We start from the raw sequence: 20,070 nt of genomic DNA, 5'->3' as shown, positions 1-20,070 counted from the left end.
GGGCCAGATGAGGGCCGCGAAAATCGCCCTGGCGGTTGGCAGCTTGATCTGGCTGGCCGGCTGCGCCACGCCGCGCCCAGCGCCGGTGGCGGCGATATCCCCGCCGGCGCCGGCCGAACCCGCGCCGCCGCCCCATGATTACACGGCGGATGCCGCGGTTTTACGCCAGATGCTCCTCCGCGAGGTGCCCCAGGCGGTGATTTCCGGCCCGGCGGAGAACGCGGCATGGGTCGCCAGGACAAAGGCGCAGCTTGCCGCGTCGCCCTACCGGCTCACCGCGCCGCAATTGCTGGTCGCGGTGGATAGGAACCCGGCGGTGCAGCAGATGCGCATCATTCTGGCGGTGCCCGGGGGGCAATGGGAGGTGATCGGCGGTGACAAGGTTTCCACCGGCCGGCGCGGGCGGAAAGGCTATTATGTCACCCCCACCGGCGTGTTTGCCCATGACGACGCGATTCTCGATTATCGCGCGGAGGGAACCTATAACGAGAATCATATACGCGGCCTGGGCATAAAAGGCCGGCGGGTGTGGGATTTCGGCTGGCGGACGGCGCAAAAGGGTTGGCCGGGCAATGGCGAGACCGGGGAGATCAGACTGCTCATGCATGCGACCGACCCGGATGTTCTGGAACCGCGCTTGGGGCGGCCGGATTCGATGGGGTGCGTGCGGATCTCCGCCAGGATGAACATGTTCCTGGATCGCCACGCGGTGCTGGACAAGGATTATCTGCAAGCCGCGCGGACGGACCCGCGTTTCGCCGCGATTCTCGCACCCGGTGGCACGCCTTCGCCCTTCGCGGGGACGTATCTGGTGATTTTCGATTCCGCGCGCCCTGGCCCCTGAAGGTGGCGCCTACGGCATCTCGCCGGATGCCCGCGCCAGGGCGGCGAGCAAGGTGCGCTCGGACTGGTTGAGATAGGACTCAAGCGCGATGGCGGCGTCCCGTGGCTGGTCTGTCTCCAGCCTGCGGACGATGTCGGCGTTCATGTCGACATAAGGCGCATGCAGCAATTCGGGATCGTCGAGCAGGAAAAAGCTCAGGCGCAGTTCCGCCGAGATCTGGGCGTAGAAGGCGCTCAGCCGGACGCTGTCCGCCAAATCCACGATCGCCGCGTGGAAGCGCATATTGGCGCTGCCCACGTCGTGCCAGTTGCGCAGATGCCGCGCCGCCATGGCCTGTTCGACAGCGGCGCGCATGCGTGCCGCCGCCGGATGATTCGGGTAGGATTGAGCCAGGGCCTGGCATTCGATCATCCGGCGGAGACGGTAAATATCGATGATCGAGGCGATGCTCGGCGTGGTCACGAAGACGCCGCGATTGGCCTTGTGCTCCAGCAAGCCTTCCTTCGTCAGGAGCCGAAAGGCCTCGCGCAATGTGTTGCGGGAAACATCCAGGCTCGCGCATAACGATTGCTCCGAAAGGCGTTGCCCGGGCGTGAACGCGCCATTGATCAGGCGGGCACGGAGCGTGTCGGCCAGCTTTTGGGGGAGCGGCAGCGCGGGATCAGGTTCCATCCTTCGAGCCTTTATCCCATCGCGGGCGGCCTGCCATCCGATGTCGAGCGGCGAGGGAGAGATTTTTCGTGCCTCTGCTCGCGCGCCGGAGGGGCGAGAGGAAGGTAGCGGCATTTTTCTGGCGAGTTTGATCTGTTTGTGGTCATATTGATCAAAAACACGCCATGAATGGTTTGGGTTGGCAAAATATTGTAGGATTTTTGAAATATAATTGTTGAACAATATTGACGCTCAGACGTTTTTCAAGGCAATTTTTTCGAAACGCGCTACGCAGCGGCGGCAATCGAACAACGGAGAGGTCTTCATGGAGCAAATATCCCCTTCGACCGGCGCGATGTCGCCCTCGGCCCGGCGTAAGGGATTCGCCGCGGCGATCATGCTGATGGCCATGTCCGCGATCGGCCCGGGCTTCATCACCCAGACGGCCACCTTCACCGCCAAGCTGGGCGCGTCCTTCGCCTTCGCCATTCTCGCCTCGGTGATCATCGATTTCGTGGTGCAGACCAATATCTGGCGCATGGTCACGCTCACCCGCATGCGCGCGTCGGACATCGCCAACGCCGCCATCCCGGGGTCGGGTTATCTGCTTGCCATTCTCGTGATCATTGGCGGGTTGTTTTTCAATATCGGCAATATCGCCGGAGCCGGGCTGGGGTTGAACGCGCTGCTGGGGATCGGGCCGAAGCTGGGTGGGGCCATCGCGGCGCTGGTGGCGATCGGCATTTTCCTGTCCAAGCGCGCGGGTGTTGCCATGGACCGCGTGGTGCTGGTGGCGGCACTCGTGAATTTGGTGCTGATCCTTTATGCCTGCATCGCCGCCGCGCCGCCGGTGGGTGAGGCGATCCGTCAGACCTTCATGCCCGATAAGATCAGCTTCGCCACCATCACCACCATCGTTGGCGGCACCGTGGGCGGTTATATCACCTATTCCGGCGCGCACCGATTGCTGGATAAGGGCACGGTCGGCCCCGAGCATATTCACGAGGCGAATCGCGCCGCCCTCACCGGTATCATCGTCACCGGCGTGATGCGCTATGTCTTGTTCCTGGCTATTCTGGGCGTGGTGGCCGCGGGCACGGTGCTGGATATTTCCGGCAAGACCGCGAACCCGGCGGGCCAGGCTTTCCTCGCTTCCTGCGGGGATGTCGGCTACCGCATCTTTGGCGCGGTGTTCCTGGCCGCCGCCCTCACCAGCGTGATCGGCGCGGCCTATACTTCCGTTTCGTTCCTGACCGTGTTCAAGAAGGACATGACCGAGCATGGGCGCAACATCGCCACCATCGGCTTCATCGCCTTCTCGCTGCTCTGTTTCGTGCTGATGAAGACCACCCCCGCCGCCATGCTGGTGTTCGTGGGCGGGTTGAACGGGCTGGTGCTGCCGGTGGGGCTCTCCATCTTCCTGTATGCGGCTTATGCCTGCACCAGACTGATGGGCGGTTACCGTTATCCGCGCTGGCTGCTGGCGGTGGGCGTGCTGGTGTGCTTGCTGACGTGGTACATGGCGTATAAGTCGGTTGGGCCCATCTTCGCTTTCCTGAGCATGTAAGACAAAGGACACCAAGGCGGATGGTTGGCATGGATTTGAACAGCGATCTCGGCGAAAGCTACGGCGCTTGGAAAATGGGAGATGACGAGGCGATGCTCGGCATCGTCTCCAGCGCCAATATCGCCTGCGGGTTTCACGCGGGCGATCCGGCGGGAATTCTGAAAACCGTGCGGAAGGCGGCGCGCAACAATGTCGTCATCGGCGCGCATGTTTCCTACCCGGACCGCGCCGGGTTCGGCCGGCGGGACATGGATGTGACCAGCGAGGAGCTGATCGGCGACATCGTCTATCAGATCGGCGCCTTGCAGGGGATTGCCAAGGCCGCTGGCGCCAGCGTGCGTTATGTGAAACCGCATGGCGCGCTCTACAATCATATCGCCAATCATGAGCGCCAGGGGCTCGCCGTGATCGAGGCGATCAGGACGATCGACCCTTCCCTGGCGCTGATGGGGCTCGCGGGCACGAAAATCCTGGATCTCGCCCGGACCGCGGGGTTGAAGGTGGTGGCGGAGATGTTCGCCGATCGCGGCTATACGCCCGAGGGATTGCTCGTCTCCCGCCGCGAGCCGGGCGCGGTACTGCACGATCCCGCCGAGGTCGCCCAGCGCATGCTGGATTTCGTGCGCACCGGCATGCTGCCCGCCATCGATGGCAGCCTGATCAGGATTGAGGCGCAGTCCATCTGCGTGCATGGCGATAGCCCGGGGGCCGTGGCGATGGCGCGCGAAATAAGAAGACGTTTCGAGGAGGATTCCATCGAGATACGGTCTTTTATCGCTGGAGCTTGAGGAAACGCGCATGACGATTCCCACCGATTATCTGCGCCACACGGATGCCAGCGCCGCCCGGGCCGCGCGCGCGGCTTACCGGGCGGGGCGCGTGGAACCGACCTGCGGCATCGCCCCGGGTTTTACCCAGGCCAATATGATCGTGCTGCCGCGCGACTGGGCTTTTGAGTTTCTGCTTTATACGCAGCGCAACCCCAAGCCTTGCCCGGTGCTCGATGTGTCCGACCCCGGCATGGTGGAGACGAAGCTGGCGCCGGGCGCGGATTTGCGCACCGACCTGCCGCTCTATCGCATCTGGCGCGATGGCAAGCTGGTGGAGGAAACCGCCGATGCCAGCGCCGCCTGGGCGGAGCGCGACGATCTTGTCGCCTTTCTGATCGGTTGCAGCTTCACCTTTGAAACCGCGATGCGGGACGCGGGCATTGAAATCCGCCATATGACCGATAAGGGCAATGTGCCGATGTATCTGACCGACCAGCCTTGCCGGCCGGCGGGGCGGCTGCGGGGCAACATGGTCGTGTCCATGCGGCCTGTCCCGGCCGGGCGCGTGGCCGACGCCGCCACCATCTCCGCCCGGTTTCCCGCCGTGCACGGCGCGCCGGTGCATGTGGGCGCGCCGGAAGACATCGGCATCAAGGATCTCGCGCGGCCGGATTTCGGCGAGGCCGTGCGTATCGAACCTGGCGAGGTGCCGGTCTTCTGGGCCTGCGGCGTCACGCCGCAAGCCGCCGTGACGGCCTCTGGCGTGCCGTTCGCCATCACGCATGCGCCTGGACACATGCTGATCACCGATATTCCCGATACAGCCTATCACGTGTGAGGACATGATCCGTTTTCTGCCCGCCAATCTCACCACGCTACTGGTTGAACTGGAGGATCTCGACGAGACCCTGGCCCTGTTCGGCGCGCTGCGCGCGGCCCCGTTGCCCGGCATCAAGGAAATGGTGCCGGCCGCGCGCACGCTGATGCTCAGCTTCGCTCCCGAGGTCACGAACGCTGAAGAGCTGGCCTTGCAAATCTCCGGCATGGATCTTTCCCGGCCGGTCCGGCGGGTGGATAAATTCGTGGAGGTGCCGGTCGATTATCGGGGTGAGGATTTGCCGGAAGTGGCGAGGCTCACCGGGCTGGAGGTGGCGGAGATCGTCCGCCGCCATGCGGGGTGCGAATATGAAGTGGCTTTTTGCGGTTTCGCGCCGGGGTTTGGCTATCTTGTCGGCGGGGATCCCGCCTTGCATGTGCCGCGCCGCAAAACGCCACGCACAAGGATTCCCGCCGGCTCGGTGGGGCTGGCGGGACATTTCACCGGCGTCTATCCGCAGGAGAGCCCCGGCGGGTGGCAATTGATCGGCACCACGCCGGTGAAAATGTGGGATATAGGCCGGACGCCGCCCGCCTATTTTCAGCCGGGATACCGTGTGCGGTTTTTCGATCTTGCCGCCGGTGAGCGCATATTTTCCATCCCCAAGGCCGTGGCTCCGCCGCCAGCCCCACCGCCGGTTCCGCCACCGCGCGAGGCGGTGATGGCATTCTCCATCCTTACCGCGCCGTTGCCCGCCTTGTTTCAGGATCTTGGGCGGTTCGGCCAGACCGGGCAGGGTGTTTCCCTGTCCGGCGCGCTCGACCAGGGGGCTTTCAAATCCGCTAACCGTCTCACGGGCAACCCATCTCGCGAGCCCTGCCTGGAGCTGACGGGCGGGGGCTTCAGCTTTCGCAGCCATGGCCGCGCGGTGATCGGCATTGCCGGCGCGCCATGCGATATTTCCGTTCGCGCCGAAGACGGCCGGATGTTTTCACCGCGCCCTTACGCGCCCTTCGCGCTTGAGGCGGGGGATGTGGTGAGGCTTTCCGCCCCCAAGGCCGGGGCGCGCAGCTATCTCAGTGTGCGCGGCGGCTTCGTGGTTGAAAAAACCCTTGGCAGCGCCTCGGCCGATACGCTGGCCATCATCGGCCCGGCGCCGGTGCGCGCGGGCGACAGGCTTGGCGTGAAACCCGCCGGCGCATTGCCGCCGGTTTCGCTGTTCGAGCCGCCGGCCTTCATGTTTCCCAAGCCCGGTGAGACCGTCATGCTGGACCTTATTCTCGGCCCGCGCCCGGATTGGTTCACGCCCGAATCGCTCGTGACGCTCCGCGGGACGGATTGGGAGGTGAGCGCTCAATCGAACCGTGTGGGCATCCGCCTGAACGCCGATGCCAGGCTGGCGCGCGCGGGCGATGCGGAATTGCCGAGCGAGGGGTGCGTGAACGGTGCCGTGGAAATCCCGCCGGATGGCAAGCCCTTGCTCTTTCTGGCGGACCATCCGCTCACCGGTGGCTACCCCGTGATCGGGGCGGTGGCGGAATATCACCTCGATCTTGCCGGGCAGCTTCCCGTGGGGGCCAGGGTCCGTTTCCGGCCCCTGGCGCCTTTTTCCGAAATCACGCCCAAGACTGTGGCTGTCTGAAGGACCAACGCCATGAAAAAAATCCTGATCGCGAATCGCGGTGAGATCGCCATCCGCATCATTCGTGCCTGCCGGGATTACGGCGTGCGCTCCGTGGCGGTGTACGCCGACCCGGATGCCGAGGCCCGCTTTGTGCAACTGGCCGATGAAGCCTATGCCCTGCCGGGCGCCAAGCCGGCCGAGACCTATCTGAACATCGCCGCCATTTTGGAGATCGCCCGCCGTGCTGGCGCGGATGCCGTGCATCCCGGCTATGGGTTCCTCTCCGAGCGGGCGGAATTCGCCCGTGCGGTGAAACAGGCCGGGCTGGTCTGGATCGGTCCGGATGCCGAGGTGATCGATGCGCTGGGGGACAAGGTTTCCGCCCGGCGCATCGCCCAATCGGTCGGGGCGCCGCTGGCCGCGGGCAGCGACGGGCCGGTGGCCTCGGCGGCTGAAGCCGTGGCCTTCGCCAGGGAGCATGGGTTACCGGTTGCCATCAAGGCGGCGCATGGCGGGGGCGGCCGGGGCATGAAGGTGGCGCGCCGGCTCGACGAAGTGGCTGAGCAATATGATTCGGCGGTGCGCGAAGCGGTGGCGGCCTTTGGCCGGGGGGAATGTTTTCTGGAACGGTTCCTGGACAGCCCGCGTCACATCGAGGCACAGATCCTCGCCGACCAGCATGGTCATGTCACGGTTCTGGGCACGCGCGACTGCTCCCTGCAACGGCGGAACCAGAAGCTGGTCGAAGAGGCGCCGGCTCCTTTTCTGAGTCCCGAACAGCGCCGTGTCATCGAGGAGGCCGCCCGGCGCATCTGTGCCGCCGCTGGTTATTCCAGTGCCGGCACGGTGGAGTTCCTGCTCGGGCAGGATGGGACGATTTCGTTTTTGGAAGTGAATACACGCTTGCAGGTGGAGCATCCGGTAACGGAGGAAACGGCGAATATCGATCTGGTGGTCGAGCAGTTCCGAATCGCCGAGGGGCATCCCCTCACGGTCACGGAAACGCCCGTTCCGCGCGGCCATGCCTTTGAATTTCGTATCAACGCGGAGGATCCGGCCTTGGGCTTTCTACCCACACCGGGCAAAATCACGGATTTTCAGCCACCTGGCGGCCCCGGCGTGCGGTTGGATAGCGGGGTTGTCTCCGGCTCGGTCATTCCCGGCCAGTATGATTCGCTCATCGCCAAGCTGATCGTCACCGGTGGAACGCGTGAGGAAGCACTCAGCCGCGCCCGCCGCGCCTTGGCGGAGTTCCGGGTCGAGGGGGTGGCGACGGTGTTGCCGTTTCACAGGGCTGTCGTGGCACACCCCGATTTTACCGCCCAGGCGGGGTTTGGCGTGCATACGCGCTGGATCGAGACATGTTTCCAGGCGGAGTGTGAGCCGGCCGCGCGGCCGGAGCCGGTGAGTGAGGCGGGAGGGCTTGTGCGCCTGGCGTTGGAGATCGACGGCAAGCGCCATGAGATTGGCCTGCCGGGTGGTTTTTTGGCTGGCCTGGCGGCACGCGCGCCTGGCGATGTGGAAGGCGAGGCGGTGCTGGCCGCGCGGGAGGAGAAGGCGGTCAAGGCGCCCATCGCCGGTAATCTTCATCTCTGGAAGGTTGAGGATGGGGCCCAGGTGCGCCAGGGCGAGCTGCTGGCCGTCATGGAAGCGATGAAGATGGAAGTGCAGGTGACAGCCGAGCATGCGGGGACCATCAGGCTGGCGGCTCAGGCGGGGGATTATAAAAACGCGGGCGATGTGATCGCGCGGTATGAATAGGGCATGCTTGACGGTCATTTGCCGGTGACGCGCTGGAAACGGGCAGAGGAGGTGCGTTTCATTACTCTTAGAATCAGTCTTCGTTTTTTTGAAATGTGGGCGCGTCGTTAAGCGGATCTGTCCGTGGCGCGATTTGAGGCGGCCGTGGATTTAAAACGTATCGTGCAATGAATTCGGCGGCATTCTCTGGCTTGTTTGCCATCTTTGTTTTTCCTTCTCAACCAGCATGATTTCGCCACTGATCGGGCATGATGTGGCCGGCGAACATTTCCAGATTGCGTGTGAAGGCGATCCTCGAGGCTCGGCTTTTGGGCTTCGGGTTGTCTTTGGAGGGCGGTGCGGAGAATCTGAATTTTTCTTTGCCTGGTCTTCTGAAAATTCAAGTGGCCTATCGCGGGAGCTTTTCGTTTGTGGGAAAATTTTGTCCGTTGATAAAGACGAAAAGCGCGGCGGGACCGTCGATGCCACACCGTGAGCATTCTAGATTTGTCGTCGAAGTGACACGCATCGTGTGTTTTTCGACAAAATAAAAAAGAGAGAGACAAGGCTAATGTCACATATTGGTGGCGCTCAAACCATAGCTGGTCGGATAGGGGTTGGTATGAAGAGTCTGAGATTGCATCCAGGGAAAGGTTGCAGATTTTAAGAACGTCGAGCGTACTGGTTGCTTTGCGTTGTCAATGCGGCTGCCTCGGCCTTGAAGAGATAATGAGGAGAAGAATTGATGCGCGAATTACTTCTGGCCTCCGCGGCCACTCTGCTCGCCGCGGGCACCGCGTTCGCCCAGCCGGCGAAGCAGGTCGCCGCTCCGGGCTCTATCGTTGTCCACTTGCATGGGTATTTGCAGTTTGGCTTTGGTGCTTATGGCTCCAACGGAATGACCAACAGCAATTATAAGCTGAGCAACACGGGCAGCTTCGGCGATGTCCGCATCTATCCTGGTTTCGATGCCCAGACCGTGAACGGCATCTGGTATGGCGCCCAGGTTGAGCTGCGCACCACCACCTCCAGCGCTGGCAAGGGCGTGACCAACAATTCCAACGCCAGCCAGGGCGATATCTATGTCCGCCGCGCTTACGGCTATATCGGCATGCCCGAGTACGGCTTTGTGCGCTTTGGCCAGACCGACAGCGCCTTCAGCCTGCTGCAGACCGGTGTGATCGAAAAATTCGGCGATGTTGGCCAGTTCCATGCCGATGGCGGCCAGAACATGCTGTATCCTGGCACCGCCCCCGGCAATTTCATCTATGCCAATCAGGGCCCGCTCTACACGACCGACAAGATCGTGTATCTGACCCCGACCGTCGACGTGCTCGCTGGCGGCCTGTCCGGCGCCATCGGCTTCGAGCCGAACTCCAACGGCCTCAAGGAAGGCTATGCCTCCACCGGCAGCACCAGCGGCGCGAATGTCAGCTCGCTGGCCGGTGGCAGCAATAGCCGCCGCCGCAACACCATCGACGTGATGGTGGCCTACAAGAACAAGCTCGCGGGCTTCGCCAACAAGGTGTCCTTCGGTTACCTGCACGGCTCGCCGCTGGGCAGCACCAATGGCTCCTACGGCGCCAGCGCGCCCTATGGCTATGATGAGCTGAGCGTGTTCCAGGCTGGCGCGCAGACCACCTATGCCGGTCTGACCGTGGGCGCCAACATCAAGACCGGTCAGGTCGAGGATGGTTATACCTTCAAGCCGAAGGGTGCCCGCGACGCGCTGAGCTATATTGTCGGCGCCACCTATGAGGTCGGTCCCTATATTCTGGGTGTGAGCTATTTCAACGGTCAGAGCTCCGGTGCTTATGTGCCCGGCTCCACCGGTGTGGCCCGCACGCTGAGCGAGTATGGTGTGGCCGTGGGCGGTAACTATGCCGTCGCCAAGCCGCTGAGCCTGTTCGTTCAGTACGAGTATGGCCACAAGCACCAGCCTGGTGCCACCGGCTCCACCTGGGGCGCCAATGGCAATGCCCAGGTGCAGTCCATCGCCGTCGGCGCCACGATGAAGTGGTAAGGGCCTGACCCGGCCCGCTGCATGGGCCGGGTCACGCGGGTTTGCCGGGATTATATAACCTTCTCCATTTCACCGGGTTTTCAGCCCAAAGCGCTGAATTTGCGGATTCGGCCGATGAACCGGTGGCGGATGCGGGCGCGGATGCGGCTGGTGCCGGTGCGAATCGGCCCTGTTGGCCGCTTCCTCCCTCCGTGTCGCGTGCGCCGAAAGATGGGGGAGGGATCATGGCCGGATTTGTGATGTTCCGCACGCGGGAGACCCGCCATATGTCAGGCCGTGCCGCGCCAGGCGGCCAAAATAGCGGGTTCTGGAACAAAAAAAGAACTGGTTGTGCGGATGATGCGCGGCCAGGCATTTGTGGTTCTGGGGCCGCACGCAAAAATATGATCGAGAGGGCTTGCGGGCCAATCGGCAAAAAGGTAGGAACCGCCGCACAATCGCGGGTTTCGCTGTCATAGCTCAGGGGTAGAGCACTTCATTGGTAATGAAGAGGTCCTGGGTTCAATTCCCAGTGACAGCACCAGCGGGCTTGAAAAAGGTTGCCTAATCCGTTAGTCAGCCCGAACCAAGCGCCCAGGTAGCTCAGTTGGTAGAGCATGCGACTGAAAATCGCAGTGTCGGTGGTTCGATTCCGCCCCTGGGCACCATTCTCCTTAAAACTCTAGCCATATAGCGGGTTTTCCCATGGTGTCGTCCATGGTGGAAAAAATGCGTATTGGCGCAAAAAAACTTCCATAACCGCTTCCTCAGGCTGGTATTTCCCGCAGGCCGAGGCTAGACATTTGGCATTCAGGCAGGAGGCGTTAAAGAGTCTCTTGGTTTGAACAGAGGAAATCTTCGGTCAGGTTTTTAGTCCGGCCAGACTGAGCAAACAGGAAGAGGCTTGTAAGATGTCGAAAGCATTCATTGCCGAGGTCATTCAGAGTTCCGCTGAAATCACCGGCGTTGCGGCCAACCGCGCGGCGACCGATCTGATCGAGGCGATCGTCAAGGAGATGAAGAAGAACGGCAAGTTCACCCTGCCGAGCTTTGGCACCTTCACCGTGCGTAAGACCAAGGCGCGCAAGGGTGTGAATCCCCGCACGGGCGAGGAAATCAAGGTGAAGGCCGGCAAGACCGTGCGCTTCAAGGCTTCGCCGTCCCTGAAGAAGATGGTCTAAGCGATTTCGCGATAGCCAGCAAAAAGCCCGGGGTCTGTTCCCGGGCTTTTTCGTGAAAGATTTTTTAATCGCCCAGGCTGGAAAGTCGATCGGGCGGGCTTGCCCTCAGATGTCCAGATCCTCGACTTTTCCCGCATTCTCCTGGATGAATTGAAACCGCAACTCAGGGCGCTTGCCCATCAGGCTATCCACGAGGCTGGATGTCGTCGCGCGCGTTTCCGCCGTGGCGGTGATACGCAGCAAGGTCCGCCGGGCCGGGTCCATCGTGGTTTCCTTCAGCACGGCGGGCGGCATCTCACCCAGCCCCTTGAAGCGGCTGATCTCGACCTTCGCGCCTGCCTTGAAGCTTTTTAGCACCTTGTCCCGCGCGGAATCGTCCATCGCATAGATGCTCTTCGCGCCTTGCGTGAGGCGATAGAGCGGTGGCTGGGCGAGATAGACATGGCCATGGCGGATCAACTCCGGCAATTCGCGGTAGAAGAATGTCATCAGGAGAGAGGCGATATGTGCTCCGTCCACATCCGCGTCGGTCATGATGATGATGCGCTCATAGCGCAGATTGGCGCGGTTGAAGCCGGTGCCGGTGCCACAGCCCAGCGCTTCGATCAGATCCTTCAATTCCTGATTCTGCCGCAATTTCTCTCCCGAAGCGGAGGCGACGTTCAGGATCTTGCCTTTCAAGGGCAGGATCGCCTGAGAGTTGCGGTTGCGGGCCTGCTTGGCGGAGCCGCCGGCGGAATCGCCCTCGACCAGAAAGATCTCGGTGCCCTCGGCGCTTTCCGTGGCGCAATCGGCCAGCTTGCCGGGCAGGCGCAGCCGGCGCGTGGCGGATTTGCGGGGGGTGTCCCTTTGTTCCTTGCGCCGGATGCGTTCTTCCGCGCGGTCCACCACATAGGCCAGCAGATTGTCGGCGCTGGCCGGGTCGCCCGCCAGAAAATGGTCGAACCGGTCGCGCAGGGAGGTCTCGGTCAGGCGTGCCGCTTCCTGGGTGGTCAGCTTGTCCTTGGTCTGGCCCTGAAAATGCGGATCGCGGATGAAGAGGGAGAGCTTGGCGTGCAGCCCCCCCAGAATGTCGTCGGCGATGATGGCGCCGCCGCGTTTATTGCCGCGCGTTTCGGCCCAGGCGCGCAGCCCCTTCAATAAGGCGGCGCGCATGCCGGCCTCATGTGTGCCGCCCAGGGGGGTGGGGACGGTATTGCAATAGGTATCGATCGCCGCCTCGCCCCGTTCCACCCAGGCCAGCGCCCATTCCAGCTTGCCCTGCTCCTGGCCGTCCAGGGGGACGAATTTCGCCTCGCCGGCCCAGATTTCCGGCAGCACCAGGGTGGTGTCCTCCAGTTCGCCGGCCAGGGAGTCGCGCAATCCGCCGGGGAAGAGCAATTCAGCCTCGGCGGGCACGTCCGAATCGGTTTTCAGCAATGCGGGGTCACAGGCCCAGCGGATTCTCACACCCGCGAACAGATAGGCTTTGCTCCGGCAGAGCTTGAACAGCCGCGCGGGCGAGAATTTCAGCGCGCCGAAAATCTCGCTGTCGGGCACGAAACCAATGGATGTGCCGCGCCGGTTGGGGGCGGCGCCAACCTCTTCCAGCTTGGTTTGCGGAATGCCGCGCGCATAGCTCTGCCGGTAGAGTTTCTTCTCCCGCGCCACCTCGGCGGTGAAGCTGGAGGAGAGCGCGTTGACCACGGAGGAGCCGACACCATGCAGTCCGCCAGAGGTGGCATAGGCCTTGCCGGAGAATTTGCCACCGGAATGCAGCGTGGTGAGAATCACCTCCAGAGCGGATTTGGTCTTGAATTTCGGGTGCGGATCCACCGGGATGCCCCGCCCATTATCGCGGATGGTCAAGCGGTTGCCCGTGGCCAGCGTCACCTCGATGGTCGTGGCGTGGCCGGCCACCGCCTCGTCCATCGAGTTATCGAGAATTTCAGCGGCCAGATGATGCAAGGCATTTTCATCCGTGCCGCCGATATACATGCCAGGGCGGCGGCGGACGGGCTCCAGACCTTCCAGAACCTCGATATCCTTCGCCCCGTAGCTATCCTTGGACGGGATATTCTCGAACAGATCGCTCAACGACGCCGACTCCTACTTCATCGGGCGTCTTGGTTGCCATGTCCCTTGTGGCGCAGGCAAGGGGGATGCGTCATTCCCCAAGGCGGTGCAGGTCATAGGAACTGATGCCCGACTCCCCGTGGAATTGCAGCCAATCCTTGTGATTCAACGTGTTGCGCGTGTCGTAATAGCCTGAGCGCCAATGTTCCTTCATCGAGATGCGGCTGAATTCATAATCCTTGGCATCGCCCTCATAAGCTTTCTGCTTATAGATGAGCTGCATGATGTTGATTTCGGGAAGCTGGCGCAGATCGGCCTGCATTTTTTTCTGCTCGGCGCTCAGATCTTTTTCCGGCACCTTGTCCAGCGCGTCGCGTAGGGCCTGCTTGAGCTTGTGGGTTTGCAGGAAATGGTCCGTCGTGGTGCGGGTCCGCGAGGAGTATTGAATATCCTTCTGCCGGGCCAGCACTTCCGGCATATCGCGGGGGACTTCGCCGGAGGCCGAGAACAGGTCGACCTGGAAGGTCAGCAAGTTCTTCGAGCCGATATGGTCCAGCAGATGCTGCAACGGTGTGTTGGAGACGAGTCCGCCATCCCAATATTGATGCCGGCCGATCCGGACCATGGGCAGGCCCGGCGGCAGTGCCCCGGACGCCATGATATGGGCGGGCTCGATCTCGCCGATGGCATTGTCGAAATAGACGAAATTCGCGGTTTCGACATTCACCGCCCCCACGGCGAGGCGCACCGTGCCCTCGTTGATCAGCTTGAAATCCACCAGCTTTTCCAATGTGCGGTGGAGCGGGGTGGTATCGTACAAGGCGGTCGAGAAACGCGCGCCGCGCGGGGCGAGAAAGCCCGAGACCGGCACGGGCCGGAAAAAGCCCGGCTGGCCGAACAGCATGCCATGCATGGCGGAAAGCCCATTGCGCAGCTTGCGGGCGTTGTCGCCCTCGAACCAGGTTGTGTATGGATCCCGGGCGGTGATGTCCATCCAGAATTTTTCAAGCTTTTCCACCCGGTGTTCGGGCTTGTTGCCCGCGATGATGGCGGAGTTCACCGCGCCGATGGATACGCCCGCCACCCAGTCCGGTTCCAGCCCGGCCTCGTGCAAAGCCTGATAGACGCCCGCCTGATATGCGCCAAGCGCGCCGCCGCCTTGCAGCACCAGCCCGATGAGGTCGCACCCCTTGGGCCGTTCGATCGGCGAAATGGGCAGCAGCGGCGAACGGTGCGGGCGCTTCGGGTCGGAGAGAATATCCATGCGGCATCGGTCCTTCAGGCTGTGAGTGAAGCTCTGACGCTATATTGGGGCTAAGTTCACGCGATCCTAGCCGTCTCTGTCAAACCGGGCATGCGGAAGACACAATGAAATGGCCGATCCATCGCGGTCAGCGCAGATGCTCCGCGAAGAAAGCCAGCGACCGCAGGGACGCCAGCTCCCAGTCCTTCTGGCTGTAGCTGGGCCGTGCCTCGCAGCCAAACCCATGCTGCGCGCCCGCATAGACATACAGATCCACTTCCGGCTGGGCCGCCTTGATCGCCTCCACATCGCTCATCGGGATGGAATGGTCCTCGGTGCCGAAATGCATCTGCACCGGGCAGTTGGGTTTGGCCGCCTTCTGCGCGGCGATGCCGCCGCCATACCAGCAGCTCGCGGCCTTGAAGAGGGGCGTTTGGGTGGCGCAGGCCCAGGCCAGCGTGCCGCCCCAGCAATAGCCGATAATGCCGAGGGGCTTGCCCGCGCCAAAGGCGCCGGCCGTGGCCTGTAGATCCAGCATGGCTTTTTCCGCGGGCAGCTTGGCTCTCGCTTCGAGGCCGGCCTTGATGTCTTCCTGGGTGTAGCCCAGCTCGATGTCCGGTGCCACGCGGTCGAACAGGGCGGGGGCAAGTACCCGGTAGCCATGCCCGGCCAGCCGCTCCGCCACGTTGCGGATATGTTGGTTGACCCCGAAAATCTCCTGCACGACCACCAGGCCGCGCGGGGCATTCACATTGCCAGCCTCGAAGACCTGAAATTTATGTCCGTCGGCGGCGGTGAGCGTCATCATGGGCTGGCTCCTTCCTTCTGAGGTCAGTCTTTTGCGTAGGGCGCGAAATCCCGCGCGAGTCTTTCATAGATGTCACGCTTGAAGGCGACCGCAAGTGCCGTCAGCTCATGCAGATGGACCCAGCGCCAATCCTCGAATTCGGGATGGGCGTCGGCATCCAGCCTGATATCCGCATCCGTGCCGGTGAAGCGCAGCGCATACCATTTCTGCCGCTGGCCGCGATATTTACCTTTCCAGGCGACACCCAGCAGGTGCGGCGGCAGGTCGTAAAGCAGCCAATCCGGATGCTCGGCCATGATGTCGGCCTTGTCGGTGCCGATTTCTTCCTTCAATTCGCGCAGCACGGCGTGGCGTGTGTTTTCGCCCTCGTCCACGCCGCCTTGGGGCAGTTGCCACGCATCGGGAAAGCCCTTGCGCTTGCCGACGAAGACCTGCCCGCCACGCGAAAACAGCACCGCCCCGACATTGAGCCGGTAGGGCAGGGCGTCTTTGTCCGTCATCTTGCTCTCTCCTCGTTTCTTCAGGCCACGGCGGAACAGGGCCGCGCGGTCTTATCGCAGGGGAAAGCGTGCCGGGCTAGCGGCGGTTCGGTCGCGCGCCCGGGCGGGTTTAGTTGGAGGCCGTCGTCGTCCGCGTGGCATGCATGTCCGCGATCAGCTTCAGCGCCATCTGAAGCTGGAAGTCGGTCGAAGGCTTGCTCGGGTCGAAGCTGGGCCAGTTGGCGGGCGGCTTGCTGGGAATGCTGGAGGCCACGGGGGGCAGCGGCGGTGCTGGAGGCAGCGGCGGTGCGCTCTCCTTGGTCGGGTTGGTGAAGGAGTTCAACAGATCCGTTTCGCGCAATTGGGAGAAGCTGTCTTCCGGTGTCGCGGTCTCGGCCACGGTCACGTTCGGAGTCACCCCGTAATCCTGGATCGATTTGCCGGACGGCGTGAAATAAAGCGCCGTGGTCAGACGCAACGCGCCTTCATTGTCGATCGGGATGATGGTTTGCACCGAGCCCTTGCCGAAGGTCTTGGTGCCCAGCACCAGGGCGCGGCGGTTTTGCTGCAGGGCGGCGGTGACGATTTCCGCGGCGGAGGCCGTGCCCGCATTGGTCAGAACCACCAGGGGGGCCCCCTTGGTGATGTCGCCATCCTGGGCGTACCAGACCTGATCATCCTCCGGATGCCGGCCATGGGTGGAGACGATTTCGCCGCTATTGAGGAAATCGTCGCCCACCGCCACGGCCTGGTCCAGCAAGCCGCCGGGATTGTTGCGCAGATCGAGAATATAACCGTGAATATGCCCGCCCGCCTGCTTGGTGAGCGATTTCACCGCGTCGCGGATATGGGCGGAGGCGTTTTCGTCGAAGCTGTCGAGCCGGATATAGCCGATGGGCCCGGCGCTGCTGGTGAGCAGCTTGCTCTTGACGTCGTCGATCTTGATGATTTCACGGGTGAGCGTGACATGCACGGGCGTGTTGATGCCATTGCGCTTGAGCGTCAGCGTGATCTTGGTGCCCGGCGTGCCGCGCATCTTGTTCACCGCGTCGTCGAGGGACAGCCCGTCCGTCGAATGGCCGTTGATCTCGACGATGATGTCTCCCGGCTTGATCCCGGCCTTGGCGCCCGGCGTGCCGTCTATCGGGGTGATGATTTTCAGCAGGCCGCTCACTTCGGTGACTTCCAGGCCCAGCCCGCCGAACTGGCCGGAGGTCTGCACCTGCATGTTGGCGTATTGCTGCGCGTTCATGTAGCTGGAATGCGGATCCAGCCCCGAGAGCATGCCATTGGCGGCATTGTAGATCAGCTTGTCGGTGGGCGGGTCGATCACGTAATTCTGCTTCACCTGGGAGACGATGTCGCCAAACAGGGAGAGTTGCTGATAGGTGCTGTCATTCGGAGCCGCCTGACCGAAGGCCCGTGACAATGGCTGCGCGAGCGAACCGGCGGTGAGTCCCGCCACAAAAATTCCGCCGAGCATCAAACCGCTGCGCAACCGCATACAATATTCCCCTTAACTGACGGGCGCATTGCCCTGGTCTTATTAGATAGCATCCTGGCCGCTTTATCCAGAGCGCCCCGCCGCGAGCCAGGCGGTCGGGTCGACGGGTTGGCCATCCCGGCGCAATTCCACATAGAGGCGCGGCTGGCGCGCGGGGGAGGCGGGGTCGAAAGGCTGCATGGTGCCCAGGGGCTGGCCATGCACGACATGCTGCCCTTGGGAGACATCCAGCCGGTTCATTCCCGCCAGCACCGCCGAAAGCCCCTCGCCGCAATCGGCGATCACCACTTGGCCATAGCCGGTCAACGGTCCGGCATACATGATGGTGCCGCGGCACGGGCTGGTCACGCGCGCGCCCGGCGCGGCGGCGTAGGAAATGCCGGTGGCCGGGCCCGCCACGGTCTTGGCGCCGTAAGCCTGCACGACATGTCCCGCCACGGGGGCCCCGGCACCGCCGGGCGGCAGATTCACCGGCGCCGCGTGGGGGGGCGCCTTGGGCACCAGCCGCGCGATGGCCTGGTCCAGGCTCGTCAGCTCGTGCTTGGCCTTGGCGGCGGCGGCGGCTTCGGCCACCTGCTTGTCGGCATCGGCCTGCTCGTCGATCTTGGCTTGCTCTATATCGGTGGAGAGTTTGGCTTCCGCCGCCTGCTGCGCGGCCACGGCGGCATCCAGCCTCTGGCGGGCTTCCCGCGCTTGGCCGATGGCGGCGGTGAGCGTGGCGGTTTGCGTTTTCACGGTGGCGGCCTGGGCGGCGACCTCGGCGGCCATGCCCTGCATGATGGCGATGCCGCGCACGGCGTCCCGCGGTGGCAGCGGGGCGGCGAGTAACGTGGTCGCCGGGGCGGTGGACAGGCGCTGCATCACGGGCAGAAGTTTTTTCAAGGCCGACTCGGCCTGGCTCAGCCGGGCGGCGGCCGCGTCCTGGCGGGCGAGGAGAGCGGCCAACTGGGCCGTGTCCTTGGCGGTCTGGTCTTCCAGTCCGCGCAGGGAGGCGGCCGCCTGGGCTTGCTGCCGCGCCAGGGCGGTGGCCTTGGCGGCGATTTCCTTCTGATGCGCCGCCGCCGCCGCCGCCGCCCGCTGGTGGGCCTTGATCTCCGCTTGCGTGGCGGCGCGCTTGGCCTTCAGGCTGGCTTCGCTTTCCTTATGGTGGGGTTCCCTGGCGAGAGCCCCCCCCGCCAGGCCGAGCCACAAGGCGGCCATGGCCGCCCAGGGAAGGCGCCGGGCCAGCCTCACCTCAGCCGAACAGCGGCTTGCCGGTCATCGCGGCGGGTTGCGCCACGCCCATCAGCTTCAGCAATGTGGGGGCGAGATCCGCCAGCACGCCGTCATGCAGGCGGATGCCCTCCGGCCCGCCCGCCACGAAAACCGGCACTGGATTGGTGGTGTGGGCGGTGTGCGGCCCCCCGGTCTCGGGGTCCTTCATCGTCTCGCAATTGCCATGATCGGCGGTGACGAGAATGGCGCCGCCCTGGGCCCGCACGGCCTCCCAGATTTTGCCCAGCCCCGCATCCACCGTCTCCACCGCCTTGATGGCGGCGGGCAGCGAGCCGGTATGGCCGACCATGTCCGGATTGGCGAAATTCAGGATAATCATGTCGAACTTACCGGTATCGATCGCCGCGACGGCCTTCTCGGTGAGTTCCGGCGCGGACATTTCCGGTTGCAGGTCGTAGGTGGCGACTTTCGGGGAGGGCACCATGATCCGTTCCTCGCCCTCGAACGGTGTTTCGATGCCGCCATTGAAGAAATACGTGACGTGGGGATATTTTTCGGTCTCCGCCATGCGAAGCTGCTTCAGCCCCTGGGCCGAGACCACGCCGCCCAGCAGGTCGTCCATGCGCTGCGGCTGGAAGATGGTTTGCATGAAGGGCGCCAGGGCGTCGGAATAGGCGGTCATGCCCACCACCCCCACCAGTTTCGGCTGCCTGGCCTCAAACCCGTCAAACGCGGGGTCCACCAAGGCCGTCAGGATCTCGCGCACGCGGTCGGCGCGGAAATTGGCGCAGATCACGCCGTCGCCATCCTTCATGCCCGCATAATCGCCGATGCGGGCGGGTTTGATGAACTCATCGGTCACACCCGAATCGTAGCTGGCCTGGATGGCGGCCTGCGCGTCCGGGAAATGCTCGCCCTTGGCGTCCACCAGCAGCTCATAGGCTTGCCGCACACGCTCCCAGCGCTTGTCGCGGTCCATGGCGTAATAGCGCCCGACCAGCGTGCCGAGCCTGGCATTGCCGCCCAGATCGGCCAGATATGTCCGCATGTAGCCAAGCCCGGCCTGGGGCGGGGTGTCGCGCCCATCCATCCAGCCATGGGCCACCACGGGAATGCCCGCCTCGTGCAGGATTCTGGCCAGCGCCGCCGCATGGGTCTGGTGGGAATGCACGCCGCCCGGTGAAACCAGCCCCAGCAGATGCGCGGTGCCGCCGGACTGACGCAACGCGGCGATGAAGCCTTGCACCGTCTCGTTCTTCGCCAGCGAGTCATCCTCGATCGCGCTGTCGATCCGCGGCAGGTCCTGCATCACGGTCCGCCCGGCGCCAATATTCAGATGTCCGACCTCGGAATTGCCCATCTGCCCGGCCGGCAGCCCCACCACGCGGCCCGAAGTGGTCAGAAAGGCGCGCGGGCAGGACGCCCAAAGCCGGTCGAAATTCGGGGTCTTTGCCTGCGCCACGGCGTTGTCCTCGTGCGACTCATTCCAGCCGAAACCATCGAGGATCACCAGCATCACGGGTTTTTTGGGCATTGCGGTCCTTAACTCAGCAGCATTTCTCGGCGCGAT

Annotated in this window: 17 protein-coding genes and 2 tRNA genes; 11 read left to right on the top strand and 8 right to left on the bottom strand. The window is 63.3% G+C overall.

The genetic code is table 11. The features are described 5' to 3' along the window. The first annotated feature begins 7 nt into the window (after nucleotides 1-7). The gene (locus AB7D48_RS12225; RefSeq protein ID WP_427979464.1) at nucleotides 8-844 is read left to right on the top strand and encodes a L,D-transpeptidase; all 837 of its coding nucleotides are present in this window, start codon (nucleotides 8-10) and stop codon (nucleotides 842-844) included. A 9-nt stretch (nucleotides 845-853) separates the two neighbouring features. On the opposite strand, the gene AB7D48_RS12220 is transcribed toward AB7D48_RS12225, so the two are convergent. Then, nucleotides 854-1,516, bottom strand: coding sequence for a GntR family transcriptional regulator (locus tag AB7D48_RS12220; RefSeq protein WP_427979462.1), 663 nt, complete (start codon nucleotides 1,514-1,516; stop codon nucleotides 854-856). 304 nt (nucleotides 1,517-1,820) lie between these two features. Between AB7D48_RS12220 and AB7D48_RS12215 the strand changes: the two genes are divergently transcribed. The 10 genes from AB7D48_RS12215 to AB7D48_RS12170 all read left to right on the top strand — a co-directional run bounded on the left by AB7D48_RS12215 (nucleotide 1,821) and on the right by AB7D48_RS12170 (nucleotide 11,196). Beyond that, nucleotides 1,821-3,062 carry an NRAMP family divalent metal transporter gene (locus AB7D48_RS12215; RefSeq protein ID WP_427979459.1) on the top strand — a complete coding sequence of 414 codons (1,242 nt, stop codon included), beginning with the start codon at nucleotides 1,821-1,823 and terminating at the stop codon, nucleotides 3,060-3,062. Nucleotides 3,063-3,091: 29 nt separating this feature from the next. After that, nucleotides 3,092-3,850, top strand: a complete 759-nt coding sequence (locus AB7D48_RS12210; protein WP_427979456.1) for a LamB/YcsF family protein — start codon at nucleotides 3,092-3,094, stop codon at nucleotides 3,848-3,850. Between the two features lie 10 nt (nucleotides 3,851-3,860). Next, the gene (locus AB7D48_RS12205; protein ID WP_427979454.1) at nucleotides 3,861-4,670 is read left to right on the top strand and encodes a putative hydro-lyase; all 810 of its coding nucleotides are present in this window, start codon (nucleotides 3,861-3,863) and stop codon (nucleotides 4,668-4,670) included. A 4-nt stretch (nucleotides 4,671-4,674) separates the two neighbouring features. Next, nucleotides 4,675-6,291: a carboxyltransferase domain-containing protein gene (locus AB7D48_RS12200; RefSeq protein ID WP_427979452.1), complete on the top strand. Its 1,617-nt coding sequence runs from the start codon at nucleotides 4,675-4,677 to the stop codon at nucleotides 6,289-6,291. A gap of 12 nt (nucleotides 6,292-6,303) precedes the next feature. Further along, a complete protein-coding gene (locus tag AB7D48_RS12195; RefSeq protein ID WP_427979449.1) occupies nucleotides 6,304-8,034 on the top strand; it encodes an acetyl/propionyl/methylcrotonyl-CoA carboxylase subunit alpha in 1,731 nt (576 codons plus the stop codon). 226 nt (nucleotides 8,035-8,260) lie between these two features. After that, nucleotides 8,261-8,509: a hypothetical protein gene (locus AB7D48_RS12190; protein WP_427979447.1), complete on the top strand. Its 249-nt coding sequence runs from the start codon at nucleotides 8,261-8,263 to the stop codon at nucleotides 8,507-8,509. A gap of 249 nt (nucleotides 8,510-8,758) precedes the next feature. After that, nucleotides 8,759-10,036: a porin gene (locus AB7D48_RS12185; protein WP_427979445.1), complete on the top strand. Its 1,278-nt coding sequence runs from the start codon at nucleotides 8,759-8,761 to the stop codon at nucleotides 10,034-10,036. Nucleotides 10,037-10,484: 448 nt separating this feature from the next. After that, nucleotides 10,485-10,559, top strand: a tRNA-Thr gene (locus tag AB7D48_RS12180). 48 nt (nucleotides 10,560-10,607) lie between these two features. Beyond that, nucleotides 10,608-10,683 (top strand) — tRNA-Phe (locus AB7D48_RS12175). Nucleotides 10,684-10,926: 243 nt separating this feature from the next. Further along, nucleotides 10,927-11,196 (top strand): HU family DNA-binding protein, encoded by a 270-nt coding sequence (locus AB7D48_RS12170; protein ID WP_427979443.1) that lies wholly within the window; start codon nucleotides 10,927-10,929, stop codon nucleotides 11,194-11,196. A gap of 105 nt (nucleotides 11,197-11,301) precedes the next feature. Here AB7D48_RS12170 and parE read toward each other — a convergent pair whose 3' ends face one another. The 7 genes from parE to gpmI form a co-directional block, all read right to left on the bottom strand. Next, a complete protein-coding gene (parE, locus tag AB7D48_RS12165) occupies nucleotides 11,302-13,272 on the bottom strand; it encodes a DNA topoisomerase IV subunit B (RefSeq protein ID WP_427979441.1) in 1,971 nt (656 codons plus the stop codon). A 70-nt stretch (nucleotides 13,273-13,342) separates the two neighbouring features. Continuing rightward, nucleotides 13,343-14,515 (bottom strand): patatin-like phospholipase family protein, encoded by a 1,173-nt coding sequence (locus tag AB7D48_RS12160; protein WP_427979439.1) that lies wholly within the window; start codon nucleotides 14,513-14,515, stop codon nucleotides 13,343-13,345. Nucleotides 14,516-14,642: 127 nt separating this feature from the next. Continuing rightward, nucleotides 14,643-15,302, bottom strand: coding sequence for a dienelactone hydrolase family protein (locus tag AB7D48_RS12155; RefSeq protein WP_427979437.1), 660 nt, complete (start codon nucleotides 15,300-15,302; stop codon nucleotides 14,643-14,645). A 23-nt stretch (nucleotides 15,303-15,325) separates the two neighbouring features. Then, nucleotides 15,326-15,802: an RNA pyrophosphohydrolase gene (locus AB7D48_RS12150; RefSeq protein WP_427979435.1), complete on the bottom strand. Its 477-nt coding sequence runs from the start codon at nucleotides 15,800-15,802 to the stop codon at nucleotides 15,326-15,328. Nucleotides 15,803-15,911: 109 nt separating this feature from the next. Further along, entirely contained in the window at nucleotides 15,912-17,285 is a 1,374-nt protein-coding gene (locus AB7D48_RS12145) for a S41 family peptidase (protein WP_427979432.1), read from the bottom strand. 63 nt (nucleotides 17,286-17,348) lie between these two features. Next, complete coding sequence (locus tag AB7D48_RS12140; RefSeq protein ID WP_427979430.1) at nucleotides 17,349-18,485, bottom strand: murein hydrolase activator EnvC family protein; 1,137 nt, start codon at nucleotides 18,483-18,485, stop codon at nucleotides 17,349-17,351. A 34-nt stretch (nucleotides 18,486-18,519) separates the two neighbouring features. Continuing rightward, nucleotides 18,520-20,034: a 2,3-bisphosphoglycerate-independent phosphoglycerate mutase gene (gene gpmI, locus AB7D48_RS12135; RefSeq protein WP_427979427.1), complete on the bottom strand. Its 1,515-nt coding sequence runs from the start codon at nucleotides 20,032-20,034 to the stop codon at nucleotides 18,520-18,522. Nucleotides 20,035-20,070 lie beyond the last annotated feature (36 nt).

Source organism: Acidocella sp., from assembly GCF_050253495.1.
In the GTDB taxonomy this organism is placed as follows: domain Bacteria; phylum Pseudomonadota; class Alphaproteobacteria; order Acetobacterales; family Acetobacteraceae; genus Acidocella.
This window is presented reverse-complemented; position numbering and strand designations above follow the sequence as displayed.

Excerpts from the sequence above, each read along its gene's own strand:
- AB7D48_RS12225 (WP_427979464.1), top strand. The coding sequence starts at position 8 with ATGAGGGCCGCGAAAATCGCCCTGGCGGTTGGCAGCTTGATCTGGCTG.
- AB7D48_RS12220 (WP_427979462.1), bottom strand. The coding sequence starts at position 1,516 with ATGGAACCTGATCCCGCGCTGCCGCTCCCCCAAAAGCTGGCCGACACG.
- AB7D48_RS12215 (WP_427979459.1), top strand. The coding sequence starts at position 1,821 with ATGGAGCAAATATCCCCTTCGACCGGCGCGATGTCGCCCTCGGCCCGG.
- AB7D48_RS12210 (WP_427979456.1), top strand. The coding sequence starts at position 3,092 with ATGGATTTGAACAGCGATCTCGGCGAAAGCTACGGCGCTTGGAAAATG.
- AB7D48_RS12205 (WP_427979454.1), top strand. The coding sequence starts at position 3,861 with ATGACGATTCCCACCGATTATCTGCGCCACACGGATGCCAGCGCCGCC.
- AB7D48_RS12200 (WP_427979452.1), top strand. The coding sequence starts at position 4,675 with ATGATCCGTTTTCTGCCCGCCAATCTCACCACGCTACTGGTTGAACTG.
- AB7D48_RS12195 (WP_427979449.1), top strand. The coding sequence starts at position 6,304 with ATGAAAAAAATCCTGATCGCGAATCGCGGTGAGATCGCCATCCGCATC.
- AB7D48_RS12190 (WP_427979447.1), top strand. The coding sequence starts at position 8,261 with ATGATTTCGCCACTGATCGGGCATGATGTGGCCGGCGAACATTTCCAG.
- AB7D48_RS12185 (WP_427979445.1), top strand. The coding sequence starts at position 8,759 with ATGCGCGAATTACTTCTGGCCTCCGCGGCCACTCTGCTCGCCGCGGGC.
- AB7D48_RS12170 (WP_427979443.1), top strand. The coding sequence starts at position 10,927 with ATGTCGAAAGCATTCATTGCCGAGGTCATTCAGAGTTCCGCTGAAATC.
- AB7D48_RS12160 (WP_427979439.1), bottom strand. The coding sequence starts at position 14,515 with ATGGATATTCTCTCCGACCCGAAGCGCCCGCACCGTTCGCCGCTGCTG.
- AB7D48_RS12155 (WP_427979437.1), bottom strand. The coding sequence starts at position 15,302 with ATGATGACGCTCACCGCCGCCGACGGACATAAATTTCAGGTCTTCGAG.
- AB7D48_RS12150 (WP_427979435.1), bottom strand. The coding sequence starts at position 15,802 with ATGACGGACAAAGACGCCCTGCCCTACCGGCTCAATGTCGGGGCGGTG.
- AB7D48_RS12145 (WP_427979432.1), bottom strand. The coding sequence starts at position 17,285 with ATGCGGTTGCGCAGCGGTTTGATGCTCGGCGGAATTTTTGTGGCGGGA.
- AB7D48_RS12140 (WP_427979430.1), bottom strand. The coding sequence starts at position 18,485 with ATGGCCGCCTTGTGGCTCGGCCTGGCGGGGGGGGCTCTCGCCAGGGAA.
- gpmI (WP_427979427.1), bottom strand. The coding sequence starts at position 20,034 with ATGCCCAAAAAACCCGTGATGCTGGTGATCCTCGATGGTTTCGGCTGG.